Annotated in this window: 18 protein-coding genes; 11 read left to right on the plus strand and 7 right to left on the minus strand. The window is 73.8% G+C overall.

The annotated features are described in order from the left end of the window. The first annotated feature begins 48 nt into the window (after nucleotides 1–48). The 4 genes from FE374_RS04795 (at nucleotide 49) to FE374_RS04810 (ending at nucleotide 4,371) form a co-directional block, all read left to right on the plus strand. A complete protein-coding gene (locus tag FE374_RS04795) occupies nucleotides 49–963 on the plus strand; it encodes a biotin--[acetyl-CoA-carboxylase] ligase (protein WP_139927480.1) in 915 nt (304 codons plus the stop codon). A gap of 86 nt (nucleotides 964–1,049) precedes the next feature. After that, on the plus strand, nucleotides 1,050–2,228 hold the full coding sequence (locus tag FE374_RS04800) for an adenylate/guanylate cyclase domain-containing protein (protein WP_223173646.1): 1,179 nt from the start codon (nucleotides 1,050–1,052) through the stop codon (nucleotides 2,226–2,228). Between the two features lie 127 nt (nucleotides 2,229–2,355). After that, nucleotides 2,356–3,042: a response regulator transcription factor gene (locus tag FE374_RS04805; protein ID WP_139927481.1), complete on the plus strand. Its 687-nt coding sequence runs from the start codon at nucleotides 2,356–2,358 to the stop codon at nucleotides 3,040–3,042. 36 nt (nucleotides 3,043–3,078) lie between these two features. Next, nucleotides 3,079–4,371 (plus strand): ATP-binding protein, encoded by a 1,293-nt coding sequence (locus FE374_RS04810; RefSeq protein WP_230978456.1) that lies wholly within the window; start codon nucleotides 3,079–3,081, stop codon nucleotides 4,369–4,371. On the opposite strand, the gene FE374_RS04815 is transcribed toward FE374_RS04810, so the two are convergent. Further along, nucleotides 4,283–4,948, minus strand: a complete 666-nt coding sequence (locus tag FE374_RS04815; protein WP_230978457.1) for a GtrA family protein — start codon at nucleotides 4,946–4,948, stop codon at nucleotides 4,283–4,285. The genes FE374_RS04810 and FE374_RS04815 overlap by 89 nt on opposite strands. A 34-nt stretch (nucleotides 4,949–4,982) precedes the next feature. Between FE374_RS04815 and FE374_RS04820 the strand changes: the two genes are divergently transcribed. After that, nucleotides 4,983–6,221: a 5-(carboxyamino)imidazole ribonucleotide synthase gene (locus tag FE374_RS04820; protein ID WP_139927484.1), complete on the plus strand. Its 1,239-nt coding sequence runs from the start codon at nucleotides 4,983–4,985 to the stop codon at nucleotides 6,219–6,221. 27 nt (nucleotides 6,222–6,248) lie between these two features. Here the strand turns inward: FE374_RS04820 and FE374_RS04825 are convergent, their stop codons facing one another. Then, nucleotides 6,249–7,613 (minus strand): UTP--glucose-1-phosphate uridylyltransferase, encoded by a 1,365-nt coding sequence (locus tag FE374_RS04825; RefSeq protein ID WP_139927485.1) that lies wholly within the window; start codon nucleotides 7,611–7,613, stop codon nucleotides 6,249–6,251. 192 nt (nucleotides 7,614–7,805) lie between these two features. On the opposite strand from FE374_RS04825, the gene purE reads away from it, so the two are divergent. Next, on the plus strand, nucleotides 7,806–8,333 hold the full coding sequence (purE, locus tag FE374_RS04830) for a 5-(carboxyamino)imidazole ribonucleotide mutase (protein ID WP_139927486.1): 528 nt from the start codon (nucleotides 7,806–7,808) through the stop codon (nucleotides 8,331–8,333). Between the two features lie 151 nt (nucleotides 8,334–8,484). Beyond that, entirely contained in the window at nucleotides 8,485–9,297 is an 813-nt protein-coding gene (locus FE374_RS04835) for an exodeoxyribonuclease III (RefSeq protein ID WP_139927487.1), read from the plus strand. A gap of 125 nt (nucleotides 9,298–9,422) precedes the next feature. On the opposite strand, the gene FE374_RS04840 is transcribed toward FE374_RS04835, so the two are convergent. The 5 genes from FE374_RS04840 to galK all read right to left on the minus strand — a co-directional run bounded on the left by FE374_RS04840 (nucleotide 9,423) and on the right by galK (nucleotide 14,276). Continuing rightward, nucleotides 9,423–10,622, minus strand: a complete 1,200-nt coding sequence (locus FE374_RS04840) for an ABC transporter permease (RefSeq protein ID WP_139927488.1) — start codon at nucleotides 10,620–10,622, stop codon at nucleotides 9,423–9,425. Next, nucleotides 10,619–11,365 (minus strand): ABC transporter ATP-binding protein, encoded by a 747-nt coding sequence (locus FE374_RS04845; RefSeq protein WP_139927489.1) that lies wholly within the window; start codon nucleotides 11,363–11,365, stop codon nucleotides 10,619–10,621. The genes FE374_RS04840 and FE374_RS04845 overlap by 4 nt, the downstream gene beginning before the upstream one ends. Further along, entirely contained in the window at nucleotides 11,365–12,405 is a 1,041-nt protein-coding gene (locus FE374_RS04850; RefSeq protein WP_139927490.1) for an efflux RND transporter periplasmic adaptor subunit, read from the minus strand. The genes FE374_RS04845 and FE374_RS04850 overlap by 1 nt, the downstream gene beginning before the upstream one ends. A 259-nt stretch (nucleotides 12,406–12,664) precedes the next feature. After that, nucleotides 12,665–13,024 carry a TraR/DksA family transcriptional regulator gene (locus tag FE374_RS04855; protein WP_139927491.1) on the minus strand — a complete coding sequence of 120 codons (360 nt, stop codon included), beginning with the start codon at nucleotides 13,022–13,024 and terminating at the stop codon, nucleotides 12,665–12,667. Continuing rightward, nucleotides 13,017–14,276, minus strand: coding sequence for a galactokinase (galK, locus tag FE374_RS04860; RefSeq protein ID WP_139927492.1), 1,260 nt, complete (start codon nucleotides 14,274–14,276; stop codon nucleotides 13,017–13,019). Before galK ends, FE374_RS04855 begins: the two co-directional genes overlap by 8 nt. Nucleotides 14,277–14,540: 264 nt before the next feature. Here galK and FE374_RS04865 point away from each other — a divergent pair, with 264 nt between their 5' ends. The 4 genes from FE374_RS04865 to FE374_RS04880 all read left to right on the plus strand — a co-directional run bounded on the left by FE374_RS04865 (nucleotide 14,541) and on the right by FE374_RS04880 (nucleotide 18,903). Next, the gene (locus tag FE374_RS04865; RefSeq protein WP_139927493.1) at nucleotides 14,541–15,104 is read left to right on the plus strand and encodes a 2'-5' RNA ligase family protein; all 564 of its coding nucleotides are present in this window, start codon (nucleotides 14,541–14,543) and stop codon (nucleotides 15,102–15,104) included. Nucleotides 15,105–15,217: 113 nt separating this feature from the next. Next, a complete protein-coding gene (locus FE374_RS04870; RefSeq protein WP_139927494.1) occupies nucleotides 15,218–16,366 on the plus strand; it encodes a YihY/virulence factor BrkB family protein in 1,149 nt (382 codons plus the stop codon). Between the two features lie 34 nt (nucleotides 16,367–16,400). Then, nucleotides 16,401–17,519, plus strand: a complete 1,119-nt coding sequence (locus FE374_RS04875; RefSeq protein ID WP_139927495.1) for a mannose-1-phosphate guanylyltransferase — start codon at nucleotides 16,401–16,403, stop codon at nucleotides 17,517–17,519. Between the two features lie 136 nt (nucleotides 17,520–17,655). Continuing rightward, nucleotides 17,656–18,903 carry an amidohydrolase gene (locus FE374_RS04880; RefSeq protein WP_230978458.1) on the plus strand — a complete coding sequence of 416 codons (1,248 nt, stop codon included), beginning with the start codon at nucleotides 17,656–17,658 and terminating at the stop codon, nucleotides 18,901–18,903. Nucleotides 18,904–19,154 lie beyond the last annotated feature (251 nt).

The following is a 19,154-nucleotide window of genomic DNA, read 5'->3' on the forward strand; positions in this document are numbered from 1 at the left end:
TCGTATGGCTTTGGCGAGGGTCGGGGATCGTCGTGGTTGGCTGGAGCCATGCCCGACGACGCAAGCCCTCTGCCGCCCTTCACCCGTGTGGTCCGCGTGGTGCAGACCGGCTCGACCAACACCGACCTGCGCGAGGCCGTGACGGCGGAGCCCGGCGCCTGGCCCCACCTGTCCGTCCTGGTGGCCGAGACCCAGGACGCCGGCCGCGGCCGGGCGGGCCGCAGCTGGGACACCGCGCCCGGCACCGCGCTGACGGCCTCGGTCCTGCTGCGCCCGCGCGTGCCGCCGGGCCGGCTGCCGTGGCTCACGCTGCTGGCCGGGCTGGCGGTGCAGCGGGCGACGGCCGAGCTGACGGGCGTGCGGACCGGCCTGAAGTGGCCCAACGACGTCCTCGTTCTGGACGTGGGCGAGGAGGTCGACGGCTGGGGCACCGACCGGAAGGTGGCGGGCATCCTCGCCGAGGCACTCCCAGCCGCGGACTCGCACGACGCGGGCCCGCACGCCGCGGGCCCGCACGCCGCGGGCCCGCACGCCGCGGGCCCGCATGCCGGCGCCGGCCACGCCGGGTCGCTCGCCGTCGTCCTCGGCATCGGGGTCAACGTCGCGCAGACCCGCGATCAGCTGCCGGTGCCGTGGGCGACGTCGCTACGCCTCGCCGCCGACGCTCGAGTCACAACACCCGGCGCGGAGGAGCTGCTCAGCGCCGTCGGACGGCACCTCGCCGACCTGCTGAGGCGGTGGGAGGCGGCCGCGGGGGACGCGGGTGCCGCCGGTCTCGCGGAGGACGTCGCCCGCGTGTGCGTCACCCTCGGCCGTTCGGTGCGTGCGGAGCTGCCCGGCGGGATCGAGGTGACCGGCACAGCAACGGCGCTCGACAACGACGGTCACCTCCTCCTGCGGACACCCGAAGGAACTGAGCGGACCGTCCGGGCGGGGGACGTCCGGCACGTGCGGGCGGGCTGAGACCCGTCCACGTGTGTACCGGCGAGACGTCACCGCGCTCGCTTCCCCCGGGCCAGGTCCCACGTGACGCGCGTTACGCTCGGACGGTGAGCACCGAAGGCACGGCCGTCCCCGAGCGCGCCCGGGCGACCCGCCCCTCGGACGACCACGCCGCACCACGGCAGGACGAGGTCGACCAGCTGTCCGCAGACGGCACCCCGCTGCCCGAGCGGCTCCCGCCCCCGGAACCCGACGAGCAGGTTCCGGACACCCAGGAACCGCCGTCGTCCACCGTCACCGCCCGCATCGACTCGCTGCTCGGCGGGCCACGCACCCTGACGATCGTCCAGCTCGCGGAGCGCGCGGGCGTGAGCGTCGGGTTCGCACGCACCTTCTGGAAGGCGATGGGGTTCCCCACCGTCGGGGACACCAGTGTGATCTTCGGCGACGGCGACATCCAGGCGCTCAGCACCATGGCCCGGCTGATCGAGAAGGAGGTCGTCGACACCACGACCGCCATCTCGCTGCTGCGGGCGCAGTCGCACATGACCGACCGCCTCGCGCTGTGGCAGACCGAGGCTCTGGTCGAGGGTTCTGTGCGCCGGCGGGGGCTCGACGACGTCTCCGCCCGGCTGGTGCTGCTGGACCGGATCACCTCGATCGTCGACGTCCTGCAGTCCCAGCTGGACTACGCCTGGCGCCGGCAGCTTGCCGCGCTGATCGCCCGGACCGACGCGGAGGTGTCGCAGAGCCGCCGGCCCAGCACCGACCCGTTCCGGATGCCGCTGCAGCGCGGCCTGGGTTTCGTGGACATGGTCGCCTACACACGCCGCTCCACCGAGATGGGCAGCCACGCGCTGGCGAACCTGGTGCAGACGTTTGAGTACACCTGCCGGGACGTCATCACCTCCCGCGGCGCCCGGGTCGTCAAGACGATCGGCGACGCCGTGCTGTACATCGCCGACGACCTGCCCACCGCGGCGGACGTGGCCACCGAGCTCGTCGCCGCGCTGCAGGCGGAGGAGGACATGCTGCCTGTGCGGGCGTCGATGGTGTGGGGCGGGGTGCTCTCGCGCAACGGCGACGTCTTCGGGCCCACGGTCAACCTCGCCTCCCGGCTCGTCGACGTCGCACCCACGGGCACCGTGCTCATGGACAAGGCGACCGCGGACGCGATGGCCGCGAGCCCGGTCGCCCGGCGGTACACGATGGTGCCCCACCGAGGTGTCGAGGTGAAGGGCCTGGGTGAGGTGCGCCCGATCGAGCTGCGCAGGCTCCCGGGCTGATCGGCCCCCTCCTTGCTCACGTGACCTCGGTCTCGCCGAGCCTCCCGGCGCGCGTGTGACCTGCGATCTCGCACGCCTGTGATACGCACTTGACCGAACCTTGACGTTCTGCCGTACGATGACCAGCGTGACCAACGTGCTGCTCGTCGAGGACGACCCCGCCATCTCCGAGCCCCTCGCCCGGGCCCTCGGACGGGAGGGCTACGAGGTGCGACCCCATGGCACCGGACAGTCGGCCCTGGACGACCTGTCCAACGGCGCCGACCTCGTGGTGCTCGACCTGGGGCTGCCGGACATGGACGGCCTGGACGTGGCGCGGCACATCCGCAGCCAGGGCCTGACGCTGCCCATCCTCGTGCTCACCGCACGCGCGGACGAGGTGGACCTCGTCGTCGGTCTCGACGCCGGCGCGGACGACTACGTGACCAAGCCGTTCCGGCTGGCCGAGCTCCTGGCCCGGGTGCGGGCGCTGCTGCGCCGCGCCGGGGGTGAGGTCACCGACGAGGACGAGCTGAGCGCGCAGGACGTGCGCGTCGACGTCGCGGCCCACCGGGCCTTCCGTGGCACCCGCGAGCTGCACCTGACCGCCAAGGAGTTCGAGCTGCTGCGGGTGCTGGTGCGCGACGCCGGCTCCGTCGTCGGCCGCGAGACCCTCATGCGGGAGGTGTGGGGGACGGACCCGACCGGGTCCACGAAGACCCTCGACATGCACGTCTCGTGGTTGCGCCGCAAGCTCGGCGACGACGCCAACGACCCGAAGTACATCACGACCGTGCGCGGGATGGGCTTCCGGTTCGAGACCTCCGCGAGCTAGTCCGCCGTGCGCCGTCGCGCGGTTCAGATGATCGTCATGGGCGTGACCGTCGCGGTCCTGCTCCTCGGTGTTCCGATGGGGATCCTGGGCGCCATCTTCGTGTGGAACAGCGAGCAGGCCAGCCTCGACCAACGGGCCTCGGCGCTGGGCCGTTCCGTCGAGCGGCGCCTGGTCAACGGCGAGGACCTCGACGTGGACATGCTCGAGGCCTGGGTGGGGAGCACCGAGCAGTACGACGCATCCATCCTCGTCCAGGGGCCTGACGGCGAGCAGTACCGCGCCGGGCCGCGGCTGCCCGACAAGGTGGTCCGCTCCCTGCACATCACCCCGTCGGGCGCGACCGTGCGCATGGACGTCGACGCCGGCGACGTGCGCTGGCAGGCCACGCAGGTGGTGCTGCTCGTCGTCGCCGCCGCGGTGCTCGCCCTGGGGGTAGGGATACTCGTCGCCCGGCATCAGGCGCGACGGTTGTCCGCGCCGCTGATCTACCTGGCGGCCTCGGCCGAGCAGGTCGGCTCCGGGCAGGTGCGACCCCGGATGAAGCCCTCCGGGATCGAGGAGATCGACCTCGTCGCCGCGGAGCTGGTGCGCACCGCGGACCGGATGGCCGGCCGGCTGGCGGCGGAGCGGCAGTTCGCCGCGGACGCCTCCCACCAGCTGCGCACTCCGCTCACCGCGTTGTCCATGCGGCTGGAGGAGATCCTCGCGCTGAGCGACAACGAGGAGGTCCGCGAGGAGGCTCGGGTGTCGCTCGAGCAGGTGGAGCGGCTCACCGGTGTGGTGGAGGACCTGCTGAGGTCCTCCCGCTCGGCCGGTGGTGGCACCACGGAGGCGGTCCACCTGGACGAGGTGTTCGCCCAGCAGCGGGAGGAGTGGGGCCGCGCGTTCCGCAAGGCCCGCCGCGAGCTCGTGCTCGACGACGCCGCCGGGCTGGCGGTGCTGGCGAGCCCGGGCGCCCTGGCACAGGTGCTGGCCACCTTGCTCGAGAACGCCCTCAAGTACGGCAGCGGCGCCACCAGAATCGGGACGCGGCCCGCCTCGGCCGGGCACGGGGTGTTCATCGACGTCTCGGACGAGGGGCCCGGTGTCTCCGACGACCTCGCCCCGGACATCTTCACCAAGCACGTCTCCGGCGGTACCGGAACCGGCCTGGGCCTGGCCCTGGCCAAGGATCTCGTCGCCGCGGACGGCGGCCGGCTCGAGCTGAGCCAGCGCCGCCCTGCGGTGTTCACGATCTTCCTCAACGCCGTGCCGCGGGCGCTCGATCCCGACGTCGTGCTGCCCCAGGGGGCGCTGGTCTCGGTGGGCCGGCGCCGCCGTCGCCGGTGAACACGACATAGCGGTAGCACACGTACCGGAACGCGGTCCCGAGCACCAGGCCCACGCCGTTGGCGGCGATGTTGTCCGCCAGCGGCGAGGTCAGGCCGAGCACGTAGTGGCTCACCGCGAGGCAGCCGACCGCGATCACCATGCCGCCGAGGTTGACCGCGACGAACAGGGTCAGCTCCCGCCCTCGGGAGTCACGCTTGTTCCCCGCGAAGGTCCAGTACCGGTTGCCGAGCCAGGCCACCAGCACCGAGACGGCGACCGAGAGCACCTTCGCAGTCAGCGGCTTCTCGCCGAGCAGCTCCCCGGGGCCGAATCGCAACAGGTTGAACAGGCCCACGTCGACCACGAACGCGGTCCCGCCGACGGCGCAGAACCGGATGACCTCGAGCAGCCAGGCGCTGAAGCTCTGACCACGCAGAAGCCGCCGGACCAGGCCGGGCGGGGTCGGACCAGCGGCCGGTGACGCGACCGGCTCGTCCACCGCAGGCGCCGCCGTCGGCTCATCCACCGCAGGCGCCGCCGTCGGCCCGTCAAGACCCGACGGGCGGGCACCGGGCACGGCGCGGGACGAGGTCACCTCCGAAGCGTATCCGCGGTTACCCTCGGTGACCGTGGGAGCACCGGTAGTCGCAGTCGTGGGCGGGGGCCAGCTGGCCCGGATGATGCAGCAGCAGGCCATCGCGTTGGGGGTGCACCTGCGGGTGCTCGTCGAGTCGCCGATCGTCTCCACCGCCCAGGTGGTGCCGGACGCCCCGGTCGGCGCGGCGGACGACGCCGACGCCATCCGCCGCCTCGTCGACGGCGCCGCCGTGCTCACCTTCGAGCACGAGCACGTGCCCAACGACCTGCTGCGCGAGCTCGAGGCCGACGGCGTCCCGGTCCGGCCCGGGCCGGACGCCCTGGTGCACGCCCAGGACAAGCTCGTCATGCGCCGCCGGCTCACCGAGGTCGGGGCGCCCTGCCCGGCGTGGGCCGCCGTCACCACCGAGGCCGAGCTCGCCCGGTTCGGCGACGCGACCGGCTGGCCCGTCGTGGTGAAGACCGCCCGTGGCGGCTACGACGGCAAGGGTGTGCGGGTGGTCCGTTCGGCCACCGAGGCCGCCGACTGGCTCGCGGCATTGGCTCCGGGCGACGCACTGCTCGCCGAGGAGATGGTGCCGTTCACCCGCGAGCTGGCCGTGCTGGTGGCACGCCGGCCCTCCGGCGGACCCGACGGCACGGGCGAGGTCCGCGCCTGGCCGGTGGTGGAGACCATCCAGGAGGACGGAGTGTGCGCCGAGGTCCTCGCGCCCGCACCGGGACTGTCTGATGCCACCGCCGCCCGGGCCCAGGAGATCGGCGAGCGCATCGCCTCGGGCCTCGGCGTCACCGGCGTCCTCGCGGTGGAGATGTTCGAGGTGCACCACGACGACGGCACCTCCCGCCTGGTCGTGAACGAGCTCGCCATGCGCCCGCACAACTCCGGCCACTGGACCATCGACGGCGCCGTGACCAGCCAGTTCGAGCAGCACCTGCGGGCGGTCCTGGACCTCCCGCTGGGCGAGACCCAGCCCACCGCGCCGCACACGGTCATGGTCAACCTGCTCGGCTCGGCGCTGGACGACCCGCGCGAGGCCTACCCCACCCTCATGGCGCGCCACCCTGAGGCCAAGGTGCACCTGTACGGCAAGGAGGTGCGGCCGGGCCGCAAGCTTGGCCACGTCACGGTGACGGGTGCGGCCCTGGCGCACTCCCGCGCGACCGCCAGGGCCGCCGTCGCCCTGCTGCGTGGCGACGGCGGTGACGGCGACGGCGGCGCGGGCGGCGCGGCGGCCACCTCCGGGGACGACGCCGACCACGTGGACCGGTAGCTCAGCCCGCCCCGCCGCCTCACCCGTTCATCCCCGCAGGGCCTCCCCGTCGGCGACGTGCCGCGGGCCGGTGACCCGCACGTCGCCTTCCACCACCACCTCCGCCCCGAACGTGACGTCCCCCTCGACCGCAAGGGACGTGCACCGGCGCAGCGACGGAGCCCCGGAGGGGAACCGGGCCTCGAAGTCGGCCATGAGCTTGTAGTGCGCCCGATCCAGCGAGACGTGCGGCGCGGTCCCGTCGAACGTCGGCGCCAGCACGCCGTCGGGTCGGAGCTCGTAGGCGTCGGAACGGACCACGAGCAGGTCGTCGGTGGTCTTCACCGGGGCGAACCTGGTGCGCGGGACCTCGACGGCACGGGCGCCCTCGATCGCGCCGACCGCCGCGCCCATGGCGGTCTCGAGCTGAATCACCGGGGTGCTCGCGGAGTCCGTGGGGTCCACCGTCTTGCGGTTGACGATGAGCGGGAGCGCGGGGGCCCCGGGGTCCCTCTCCTGCAGGTCCCGCAGCGCCTCGAGGTCGACCCAGAGGTTGTTGGTGTTGTAGTAGCGCCACCGGTCGATGTCCCCGAAGGAGGGGTCGCCGTCGGGCACCTGCGCGGTCTCGCGCAGCACGGTCCGGCCGCGGTGGCGCGCGAGGTGGCCACCCTTGCGGTCGGCCGGCGTGCCGCGCACCGCCTCCATCACGAACGGCGCGCGCTCGCGCGCCATCCAGGCGGCCAGCCGCGGGTCCGCCAGCGCGCCGAGGTTGTCGGAGTTCGACACGAAGCACCAGCGCAGCCCGGCCGCCAGCAGCGCGTCGAGCGCACCGGAGACCGCCATGGCCGTGTACAGGTCGCCGTGGCCCGGCGGGCACCATTCCAGCTCGGGGTCCGCCGGCCACTCGACCGGCAGCAGGTCCGTCTCACGGAGCTTGGGCTCCCGGCCCTGCAGGAAGTCCAGCGGCACGCCGTCGACGTCGATCTCGTGCCGTCGCAGCGCCGCCAGCGACGCATCCCGCGTGCCCGCGGAGTTCATCAGCACCAGCGGCAGACGTGCCCCGTGCCGCTCCCGCAGGGCGAGTACCTGGCGGGCGATGATGTCGAGGAACGACTGGCCGGGCTTGACCTCGAGCAGCGACTTCGGCCCCGACAGGCCCATGCTCGTGCCCAGGCCGCCGTTGAGCTTGAGCACCACCAGCCGGTCCAGGACCTCCCGGGCCTCGGCGTCGGACGGTTCGGGCAGATCCGTCAGGCGGGGCAGGTCCGGCATCGGCTCGAGCCGGGCGCCGGGCAGCTGCCCGGCGCCCGGCTCGGTCAGCTGCTCGAGACGACGGCGCAGTGCAGCGAGCTCGGCGGGGTGCGCCCCGCCCTCACGTGCCTTGTCCAGTGTCGCGGCGATGTGGTCCGCCATGTCCCTCCTCCTGCTCGTGCGCCCGCGTGCCGGGCCGGTCCCAGCCCAGCATCGGATCCCGTCGTCCGCACCCGGACGCGCCGCGGCCGCTCATGAGCTCCCCGGAAATGTATCGGTGCGCCCCCGCTACGGCGCCGGTGCGAGACTGACGACAGGACCGGCGGCCACGCCGGACGCACTCGGGAGGACAACATGGGCGCAGCTGTCGGGATCGTCATGGGCTCGGACTCGGACTGGCCGGTCATGGAGGAAGCCGCGGACGTCCTGCAGGATTTCGGCGTCGAGGCCGAGGTCGACGTCGTCTCCGCGCACCGGATGCCCACCGAGATGCTCGACTACGGGCGCACCGCAGCCGAGCGGGGCCTGCGGGTGCTCATCGCGGGCGCGGGCGGCGCGGCCCACCTGCCCGGCATGCTCGCGGCCGTCACCCCGCTGCCCGTGATCGGCGTCCCCGTGCCGCTGCGCCACCTCGACGGGATGGACTCCCTGCTCTCCATCGTCCAGATGCCCGGCGGGGTGCCGGTCGCCACCGTGTCGATCGCCGGCGCGAAGAACGCCGGCCTGCTCGCGGTGCGCATCCTCGCGGCCGGCACGGACGACGGCGCTACCCGGCTGCGCGAGCAGATGGTCACCTACCAGGAGGGGCTGCGCCAGGTGGCCCAGGAGAAGGGCACCCGGCTGCGCAACCAGCGCGGCCACAAGACCGGGTTCGGCAGCTGACCTACCGGGCACCCACCGGACCGTCCGACGGACACCCACCGGACCGTCCGGCGGACACCCACCGGACCGTCCGACGGCGAACGTGACCCACGAGGCCGGCACACCGTGGACGCCGGCCGGCCGTGTCGGTGCCCTCGGCGATACTGGCCGGGTGCTGACCATCGCCACCGTCAACGTCAACGGCATCCGGGCCGCCTTCAAGCGCGGCATGGACGCCTGGATCCGCCACCGCAACCCGGACGTCATGCTCCTGCAGGAGGTGCGCGCCAACGACGAGATCCTGGCCGAGCACCTCGGTGACGGCTGGCACATCGCCCACCAGGCCTCCGACTTCAAGGGCCGTGCCGGCGTGGCCGTCGCGTCCCGGCTGCCCGCCTCCGCGGTGCGGGTGGGCCTGGGCGACGGCGAGCCCCCGATGGACACCGGCCGCTGGGTGGAGATGGACCTCGAGGTCCCGGGCTGGGACCGGCCCCTGACGGTCGTCTCCCTCTACATCCACTCTGGGACCCTCCGCACCGAGAAGATGGACGCGAAGTTCGCGCACCTGGAGAAGGTGACCGCGCGGATGGGGCAGCTCGCCGAGCAGGCCCGGGACGGGCAGCGGGAGGTCGTGGTCGCCGGCGACATCAACATCGTCCGCAGCGAGGCGGACCTCAAGAACTGGAAGGGCAACCACAACAAGACCTCCGGTGCCACCGACGAGGAGATCGCCTACCTCGACAAGTGGTTCGCCGACGGCTGGGTGGACCTGGGCCGTGAGCTCGGCGGCGACGGGCCCGGCCCGTTCACCTGGTGGTCCTGGCGTGGCAAGGCCTTCGACAACGACGCCGGCTGGCGCATCGACTACCAGATCGCCACGCCCGGGCTGGCGGCGCGGGCCGCCAGCGCGGAGGTGGACCGGGCCGCCAGCTACGACGCCCGGTTCTCCGACCACGCGCCGGTCGTCGTGGGCTACGAGGTCTGACGGCGCCCCGGGCGTCCCCGCCTACCCCTCCGCGACATGTCATCTTCTCCGTCAGATGTCATCGAAGGCGGCCGAGTGGATGACATGTGGCGGAGGAGATGACATCTCGCCCGTAGAGGGCCGGGTCAGTACCGGATCGCGTCGATCGGGCGCACCCGCACGGCGACGACGGCGGGCAGGAGCCCGGCCAGCGCACCTACCCCCGCCGCGGCGAGCAGCCCCGTCAGCGCCGCCGAGAGCGGGAACGGCGGGACGTCCTCGATGGTGAAGCCCAGCCACGTCTCCAGCGGCAGCGCCTGCACGATTGTGATCGCCAGGCCCACCCCGACCACGCCTGCCACCGCCGTCGCCACCACGGACTCGAGCATGATCGAGAAGAAGACCCGGCCCGACGACGCTCCGAACGAGCGGCGGATGCCGATCTCGCGGATGCGCTGCCGCACGGTCACCAACGCGATGTTGACCAGGCTCAGCGCGCCCAGCAGCAGCACGAGCGCGCCGATACCGACGACCACGAGCCGGAACGTGTCGTTGAAGGCCTGCTGGCCGAACTGGTCGTTGCGGTAGACGTCGACCATCGCGCCCTCACCCAGCGCCCCGGTGAGGTCGGCTCGCACCCGCCGGTCGGCGTCCTCGGCAAGCTCCGGCGGCACCCACAGCTCCAGCTGGGGAACCGCGCCCATCATGGGATCCAGCTCGGGAGCCCCCGTGACCCGGGTGTATGCGTCGTACAGCGCGAATGCGGTCGCTCCCTCGCCCTCCCAACGGTCCGGCATCACACCGATGACCACCATCGTGGCGGGGTGGTCGCCGGGCACGGTGACGACCGGGCGACCGGCGAGGTCCACACCGCCCATCGCGGCGAGGAACGACTCGTTGACGACGAGCGCGGGCGCGCGGCGCTCGTCGTCGCCCGGGGAGAACCAGGCGCCCTCGCTGACCGGTACGCGGTGCATGACGCCGTACGGCTGGTCGACCAGCTGCAGCGGCGCGTCGATCGTCGTGGCACCGGCGCGGAACCGTCCCGTGGTCCACAGCACCACGGAGGCGTGCGTGACGTCGTAGCGGTCCACCATCGCGCGCATCGTCGGCACCACTTCCTCGGTGCCGGTGGCCCCCCAGGCGTTGACCGTGATCGTGGTCTGCCGCCCCGAGTCGCGGTCCATCATCTCCACCTGGGCCTGCGCGGTCATCTCGCCCACCGCCAGCACCGCCGTCATCGCGGCCACCGAGACGGCGATGCCCACCAGGGAGAGCAGCACGCGCAGCTTGTGCAGGCGCAGCTCGTCCCAGGCCTCGACCAGCGCCCCGACGACGCCGGTCATCGCGCCGCCGCCGAGTCCGAGCCGACGAGCGACTCCAGCGTGCCGCCGGTGCGTGGGGCGATGTCGATAGGGGTGAGCACGCCCTCGCCGAGGCGCAGGTGCCGCCGGGCCCGCGAGGCGACGGCGAGGTCGTGGGTGATCGCGATGAGCGCGGCGCCGGTGTCGGTGGCGATCGCGTCGAGCATGCCGACGATCTCGTTGCCGGTGTCGACGTCGAGGGCGCCCGTGGGCTCGTCCGCGAGGATCACTCGGGGCTCGCGCACCAGCGCCCGCGCGATGGCGACCCGCTGCTGCTCGCCCCCGGAGAGCCGGGCGGGCAGGGAGTCCAGCCGGTCTGCCAGGCCCACCCGGTCGAGCATCTCGGCCGCGATGCGGGTGCGGCGCCAGAAGGTGCGGCCCCGCGCATAGAGCAGCGGGGCGACGACGTTCTCCAGGGCGGTGCGCCCGGGCAGCAGGTTGAACTGCTGGAAGACGAACCCGAAGTCGTCGCCGCGGCGGCGGGCGCGACGCCGCCCGCCGAGGCGCCCCACGTCGACGCCGTCGAGGAGGTACTGCCCGGTCGAGGGGGAGTCCAGCAGGCCGAGGATGTTGAGCAGCGTGGACTTGCCGGTGCCGGAGCGGCCGACGATGGCGATGTGCTCCCCGGCCTCCACGGTCAGCTCCACGCCACGCAGGATGTGCAGCTCGCTCAGGTCGGGCAGCCGCACCGTGCGGGTGACCCCGTGCAGCTCGAGGAGCGGCATCACACGGTCCCCTCCGCCGTCAGGCCGTCGGGTCCGATGCCGGTGGGCGGGTCGCCGACCGGGATGAACTCCAGGATCTCCTCACCCTCGTTCAGGCCCTCGGTGACCTGGACCATCTGCCCGTCGGTCATGCCCAGGCCGACCGGCTTCTTGACCGGCTCGCCGTCGGCGCCGACCGTCCAGACGTTGCCGGTCGCGAACAGACCCTGGACGGCGGTGACGGGTACGAGCAGGACGTCGGCGGCCTTCCCGGCGGTGATGGTCATGGTGCCGGCGAGGCCGGCGAAGACGGTGACGTCGACCGGGACCGCGCAGCTGACCTGCACCGTCCCGCTGCCCGAAGCCTGCTCGGCGAAGGGATCAGCAAACGGGTCGGCGGGCGACGGCGCGGGGGAGACCTCGGTGCCGGTGCTCAGGCCCGTGCAGGTGAACGGGGCCGGGCCGCCGCGGACCTCGATGGTGGCCTCGGAGGGCGCGTCGAGGAGGCGGTACTGCTGCTCGGCGGAGAGTGGCCCGGCCACGGAGAACGTGCCCGGGGTGACGGCGGCTACGGCATCGCTGATGGAGACCTGCTGGTCGAGCATGACCTTCAGCGCGACCGTCCCGGCGACCGGGGCGGTGACCGTGGACCGCCGCACCCGCGGCGCCTGCTCGACGACGGTGACGTTGCCCTCGGCGTCGGTGATCTCCAGCGGGTCCCGGGGGACCTCCTGACGGATCTCGAGGAGCGGCGCCCCGGCATCGACTCGGTCACCGGCGGCGACGGCCAGGTAGCCCACCGTGCCCTCCATGGTGGCCCGGGCCTCGACCGCGGGGTCGGCGGTCACCGTGGCGTCGACGGTGACGGTGTTGGTCACCGTGCCCGTGCCGACGGCCACGACCGGGTCGGTGAACACCCCGCCGGGCTGCACCGGGGCACCGGGGTCCGCGGTCAGCCCGCCCGCGCCGTTGAAGAAGGCCAGCTTGACGAGCGCGGCGGCGATGACTGCCCAGACGAGGAGGCGGAGAGCTGGGAAGACGATGGTGCGGGCGAACGACATGTGGTCCCCAGGGGGTCGTGGGCGGTCCTCGCCGACAGCCACTTCTGGCGGAACCTATCGCGCCTCCTCCGTATCCAGTGGGAGGTCGGAGACGTGCGCCCCGCCGCCGGGACCAGTGGTGGTCTCAAGGGGGACGCCGGTGATCTCTCGGTGAGATCTCGTGACATCTCACCGAGAAGATGACATCTCGCGGCGGGTGACGGCGGGTGACGCCGGGTGACGGTGGGGGACGGCGGGTGACGGTGGGGGATCGGCGGGCTCAGCGCCGGCCGGCGCACTCCACGCACATGGTCGCGGTCGGCCGTACCGCCAGCCGGGCTGCCGGGATGTCGCGGCCGCAGCGAGCACACCGGCCGTAGCTCCCGGCGCCCAGCCGCGCCAGGGCGGCGTCGGCGTCGGCGAGGCTCTGCCTGGACTGCTCGGCCAGGGCCGTCACCTGTGCCCGTTCGAAGCCGATGGTGGCCCCCTCCGGGTCGTGCTCGTCGTCGGTGTTGGCGCCGTCCGCCGCGGCAACGACGTCGTCGAAGGACCGGTCCAGGGCGGCCAGTCGCGCCCGGGCCGCCGCCCGCACCTCCTCCAGCCGCGCCCGCGCCGCCGCCGTGTCGCCTTCGTCAGCCATCGACCCGTCCCGCCGGTCCGTGGGCGTCGGCGAGCAGGAACGCCGGTGGACGCAGTCCCGCGCCCGCGAACGCCTCCTGCACGGCGACGGCCACGGGCTCGGCGCGCTCGGCGTCGACCAGCGCGATGGCGGAGCCGCCGAAGCCGCCGCCGGTCATCCGCGCGCCGTGGGCGCCGGCGGCGCGGGCGGCGCTGACGGCGAGGTCGAGCTCGGGGGAGGAGACCTCGTAGTCCTCGCGCAGCGACTCGTGGGAGGCGTCCAGCGCCCAGGCGGACTTGTCCAGGGACCAGCCGCGCAACGCATTCGGGTCGCGCAGCCGGGCGACGAAGAAGCGCACACGCTCGATCTCGGACTCCACGTGCCGGACCCGGCGGCGCTGCTCCTCGTCGGACAGGCGAGCCAGCACGTCGTCCGGCGTCGTCTCGCCGGCCATGATGGCGTCGGCCACCTCACGCAGCGACGCCACGCCCAGGACCCGTGCGGCGTCCTCGCACACGGCGCGGCGGCGCGCGTACTGGCCGTCGACGAGCCGGTGCGGCGCCCGGGTGTCGATCACCAGCAGCGCGAGCCCGGCCGCGTTCAGGTCGAGGCGCACGTGCTCGACCGAGCCGTCGCGGCAGTCCAGCAGCAGCGCGTGCCCCGCCCGGGCACGCAGCGACGCGGCCTGATCCATCCCGCCGGTGGGCGCGCCGGCGATCTCGTTCTCGGCCCGCACGCACGCCGCGGCCAGCCGCGCCCGGCCGGCGTCGTCGGCGGCCAGGCCGAGGTGGGCGACGTCGTCCAGGGCGACGGCGATGGCGCACTCCAGCGCCGCGGAGGAGCTCAGCCCGGCGCCGTGGGGCACGCAGGAGTCGACCGCGATGTCGAAACCGGGCAGCGACCCGGCGGGTGCGAGCCCGTCGCGCTCGAGTGCCCACGCGACCCCGGCGGCGTAGGCGGGCCAGCCCTGCACCGCGTCCGCCGTGCCGGCCGGGGCGACGGCGTCGAGGTCCACCTCCCGCAGACCCGGCTGCTGCGCGCTGACCAGGCGGGCGGTGCGACCGGGGCGCGCGCGCAGCGCCACGAAGGTGCGGTGGGGCAAGGCGATGGGCAGGCAGAGGCCGCCGTTGTAGTCCGTGTGCTCACCGATGACGTTGACCCGCCCGGGCGCGGCCCACACGCCGTCGGGCTCGGCGGCGAAGGACTCGGCGAACAAGGCCCGGACCCGGGCGGCGCCATCGTCGTCGGACCAGGCGGGAAGGAGCCGGCTCATAAGCCACGCAGCCTACCGAGACGTCGCGGGCGCGGCCGACGGCACCGTCCCGGCGGCGTTCCGCGGCGGTGTCCCCGGTGGGGCCGCCGGTGCCGAGGCACCCTGGCCGCGCGTAGAGTGACCGCTTCCTGCCACGCCGGCCCGTCCCCAGGGCGTTCCCCGGCCCACGCGGAACCTGCCAGGATGGGGACGTGATACGTCCGCGACTCGCCGACGAGTGCCCGGCGCGCGGAAGGTCTTACACCTGAGGGGAGGAACTGACGGATGCATCTGCCCGAACGCCTGGGGGACCAGGTGCGGATCGGCGTCGCGCTGCAGATCCCGGAGCCCTACGCGACCGTGATCCAGTCCACGCGTGCCAAGCTCGGGGACCCGCTCGCCCGGGCGATCCCGCCGCACGTCACGCTGATCCCCCCGACGGTGGTCGAGCCCGAGCAGCTCACCGACGTCATGGAGCACGTGGGGGAGGTCGCCGCCACCCAGGCCCCGTTCGTGGTGACCCTGCGCGGCACGGGCACGTTCCGCCCCGTCAGCCCGGTCGTGTTCGTGGTGGTGGAGGAGGGGGTCGCGCAGTTCGAGTCGCTGCAGCGAGCGGTTCGCACCGGCGTGCTGGCCCAGGACCTTCGGTTCCCGTACCACCCGCACGTGACGATCGCCCACGAGGTCGACGACGCCACGCTCGACCTCGCCGAGAAGTCGCTCGCCGACTTCGAGGCGACCTACGCGGCCGGCAGCATGCGCCTGTACGAGCACGGCGACGACGGCGTGTGGCGGACGATCTCGAGAGTGCCGCTCACGGGTACCGCGGTCACCCACCGGGTCAGCTAGAGCGCCCGTACGAGCGAGGGCGACTGACCACCGCGCGGGGGCAGACCACTGCCCGGGCGGCTGACCACCCCCCCGGAGTGCGCGCGGAGCCGGCGCCGCTAAGGTGAGGTCGTATGGCAGTCGGCGCGGGCGGCCGCGTCAAGCGCGCGGTCGCGCGCGTGCGGGAGAGCAGGGCCGGGCGCACGCTCGCCCGGTACGGCATCGCCCGCGGCAGGTGGCTCGCCGGCGGCATCGCGTACTCCGCGCTCTTCTCGATCTTCGCCGCGCTCGCCATCTCCTTCACCCTCTTCACGGCGGCGCTCGGCCGCAACGAGGAGCTGCGGCAGACGGTGATCGGATCACTCAACGACGCCCTGCCCGGCATCATCGACGACGGGTCCGGCGGCCTGCTGAAGCCGGACGACCTGGTCGTCAAGGCCGCGCTGAACCCGGCCAGCATCCTCGCTGGGGTCGTGCTCCTGTGGACCGCGCTCAGCGTGATGGCCGCGATGAAGAGCTCGATCCGCGCCATGTTCGGCATCGTCGCACCCCCCGAGAATGCCGTCGCAGCCAAGGCCCGGGACCTCGCCGGCTTCCTCGCGCTGACCCTCGGGGTCCTCGTCACCGCCGTCCTCAGCCTCGTCGCAGGCACGCTCGGCACGGTCGTGCTCGACGCCCTGGGTGTGCGGGGGACCGTGGCCGGCTTCCTCCTGCGCGCCCTGGGGCTGGCCGTCGCGCTGCTGGTGGACTGGGCGGTTTTCCTCATGCTCTTCCGGGTGGCGGCCGGAGTCCGGCCGCTGCGCCGCGACCTGCTGGTGGGCACGCTGCTCGGTGCCGTCGCCGCCGGGGTGCTGCGCCTGCTCGGTACCACCGTGGTCGGCGCCGTGGACGATCCCTTGCTCGCCTCGTTCGCCGCGATCGTCACGCTGCTGCTGTGGGTCAACCTGCTGGCCCGGGTGACCCTGATCGTCGCGTCATGGACGGCGAACCCGCCCGCGCCGGCGAAGCCGGAGACGGCCGAGGAGGTCCACCTCGACGACCGGCCCAACTACGTCACCGAGTCCGCGCCGGCCACCCTGGAGTGGGACCACCAGCCGGTCACGGGCACCGTCCTCCCGGACGAGACGCTCCGGCCCGGCTACGAGCCGGAGCAGGAGCCGCGCTGGCCGGGCCTCACCGGCCGGTTCCACCGCTGGCGGGTGGCCCGGCTGGACCGTCGGGCGGCCGAGGCGCGCGAGCGCTACCGGCGCGGCGCCCAGCGTGCGGCCGGTCACGTGCGCTGACCCCGCCGCTCGCGTGCGTCCTAGGGTGGGCCCTATGCCCGACGACGCCGCTTCCGCCCCGATGCTGCACGCCATCGTTCCCGCCGGGGGCGCCGGCACCCGCCTGTGGCCGCTGTCCCGGCGGGCCGCGCCGAAGTTCCTGCTGGACCTCACCGGCAGCGGCCGCACGCTCCTGCAGGAGACGTTCGACCGGCTCCAGCCGCTTGCGGGCGGCGCGGTCACGGTGGTCACCGGGACCGCGCACGCCGAGGCGGTCCGCGCCCAGCTGCCAGACCTCGGCGCCGAGGACGTGCTCGCCGAACCTAGCCCCCGCGACTCGATGGCGGCCATCGGCCTCGCCGCCGCGGTGCTCGCCCGCCGGCACGGGGACGTCGTGGTCGGCTCCTTCGCCGCCGACCACGTGGTGCGCGACGGCGCCGCCTTCGAGAAGGCGGTGCGCGAGGCCGTGACGGTGGCCCACGCCGGCTACGTCGTCACCATCGGCATCGAGCCCGACCACCCGTCGTCGGCCTTCGGCTACATCCACGCCGGCGAGCCGATCGAGGAGCTGCCCGACGGTGCGGCCCCGACCGCGCGCGCCGTCCGCGGCTTCACGGAGAAGCCCGACGCCACCACTGCCGCGGCGTACCTGGCCACCGGGGAGTACCGGTGGAACGCCGGGATGTTCGTCGTGCGCGCCCGCGTCCTGCTCGACCACCTCGCCGTCGAGCGTCCCGCCATGCACGCCGGGCTCACCGAGATCGCCGACGCGTGGGACAGCCCCGCCCGCGACGAGGTGCTCCGCCGGGTGTGGCCGGAGCTGGAGAAGGTCGCGATCGACCACGCGATCGCAGAGCCGGTCGCCGCCCGCGGTGGAGTCGCCGTCGTCCCTGCCACGATGGGGTGGGACGACGTCGGCGACTTCGCGAGCCTCGCGGGGCTCGTCCCCGAGACCGGCCACGTGCGGGTGCTCGGCGACGCCGCCGATGTGCTGACGCTCGGCGCCGACGGCACCCTGGTGATCCCGGCCGGCGGCCGCACGGTGGCCGTGCTCGGCATCCGTGACGCCGTCGTCGTGGACACCCCCGACGCCCTGCTGGTGACCACCCGGGCGCACGCCCAGCAGGTCAAGCAGGTCGTGGAGAACCTGGGTGACCGGGACGACCTGCGCTGACCACGGCCACATAGGGGACGCCCCGGGTCCTGCCGTCCGGCACCTGTTGACATGTCGCGGAGGAGTTGACGTCTCGCGCGCATGGGTGGCGGGGACGCGGGTGCCCGGGCGTCGGTGCAGGTCTAGGGTCGGCCATGTGCCCACCACGACCATCCCGGCCACCACGGACTCGGCGATCGCCCGCCGCATCAACGCGGTGGTGGCCGCCCTCGAGCCCGAGCTGATCGAGGTCCGCCGGTACATCCACGCCCACCCTGAGCCGGCCCGCATGGAGCACGGCACCACGCGTTACCTCGCCGACCGGCTGCGGGCCGCCGGGCTCGCGCCGCGGCTCCTGGAGGGCACCGGGCTCGCCGTCAACATCGGCGCCGACCCCCGCGAACGGGGCCGCCGGCGGATCGGGCTGCGCGGCGACCTGGACGCGCTGCCGGTCCGAGAGACCACGGGGCTGCCCTTCGCCTCCACGCGCGAGGGCTTCGCCCACGCCTGCGGACACGACATCCACACCACCGCCCTCTACGGCGCCGCCCTGACCCTCAAGGCCCTCGACGACGCCGGCGAGCTGCCCGTGGGAGTGCGCTGCATCTTCCAGCCCGCCGAGGAGGTACAGCCCGGCGGCGCCGAGGCCGCGATCGACCAGGGAGTGCTCGACGGCGTCGAGCAGATCTACGCCCTGCACTGCGAGCCCAAGGTGGACGTGGGCAAGGTCGGCTCGCGCATCGGGGCGATCACCGCCGCGTCCGACACCCTCACGATCACGGTGACCTCCGACGGTGGGCACACCTCCCGGCCCCACCTGACCGGCGACGTCGTCTTCTCACTCGGCCAGCTCATCACCCAGCTGCCGGCCGTCCTCGGCCGGCGCCTGGACCCCCGCGCCGGCGTCAACCTCACCTGGGGTGCCGTCCACGCCGGGCGGGCCCCCAACGCGATCCCCGCCAGCGGGTCGGTCTCGGGGACGCTGCGGTGCCTGGACGGCCGGGCCTGGCAGCGCGCCGCGAAGGTCATCCAGGAGTCGGCCGTCCAGGTGGTCGCGCCCTACGGCGTCGACATCGAGCTGAACTACGTGCGCGGCATCCCGCCGGTGGTCAACGAGGAGCGGGCGGTGCGCACCTTCGACGCCGCCGCGAAGGACGTCATCGGCCCCGACGCGGTGGTGCTGACCGAGCAGTCCCTGGGCGGCGAGGACTTCGCCTGGTACCTCACCCGCATCCCCGGCGCGCTGGTGCGCCTGGGCACCCGCACGCCCGGCGGGCCCTCCTACGACCTGCACCGCGGCGACATCGTCTTCGACGAGCGCGCCATCGCCGTCGGCGCCCGGCTCCTCGCCCGGACGGCCGTGCTGGCCGGCGACGGCGCCGCCGAGCACGCGCGGGTCGGGTAGTGACCGCGCGGCGAAGCTCGCACGCGTCGGGTAGCAACGGCGCCGCCCCGCCGAGACGCGCACTGTCGGCCGAAACCCGCCATCGTGGCACCTCTAGGGAAACGTTTCGGTAACTCTTTTCCCGATGGTCTCAGCATGTGGCTAGATTGGGGCGCCCGGCCCATTAGGGTCGGTCCTGATATCCGCCGAACGGATCAGCCCAGTCGGCGCTCTCCCTGCAGAGCGACCCTCCGCCCGGGACGGTCCCCGGC

Source organism: Georgenia yuyongxinii (assembly GCF_006352065.1).
Taxonomy (GTDB): domain Bacteria; phylum Actinomycetota; class Actinomycetes; order Actinomycetales; family Actinomycetaceae; genus Georgenia; species Georgenia yuyongxinii.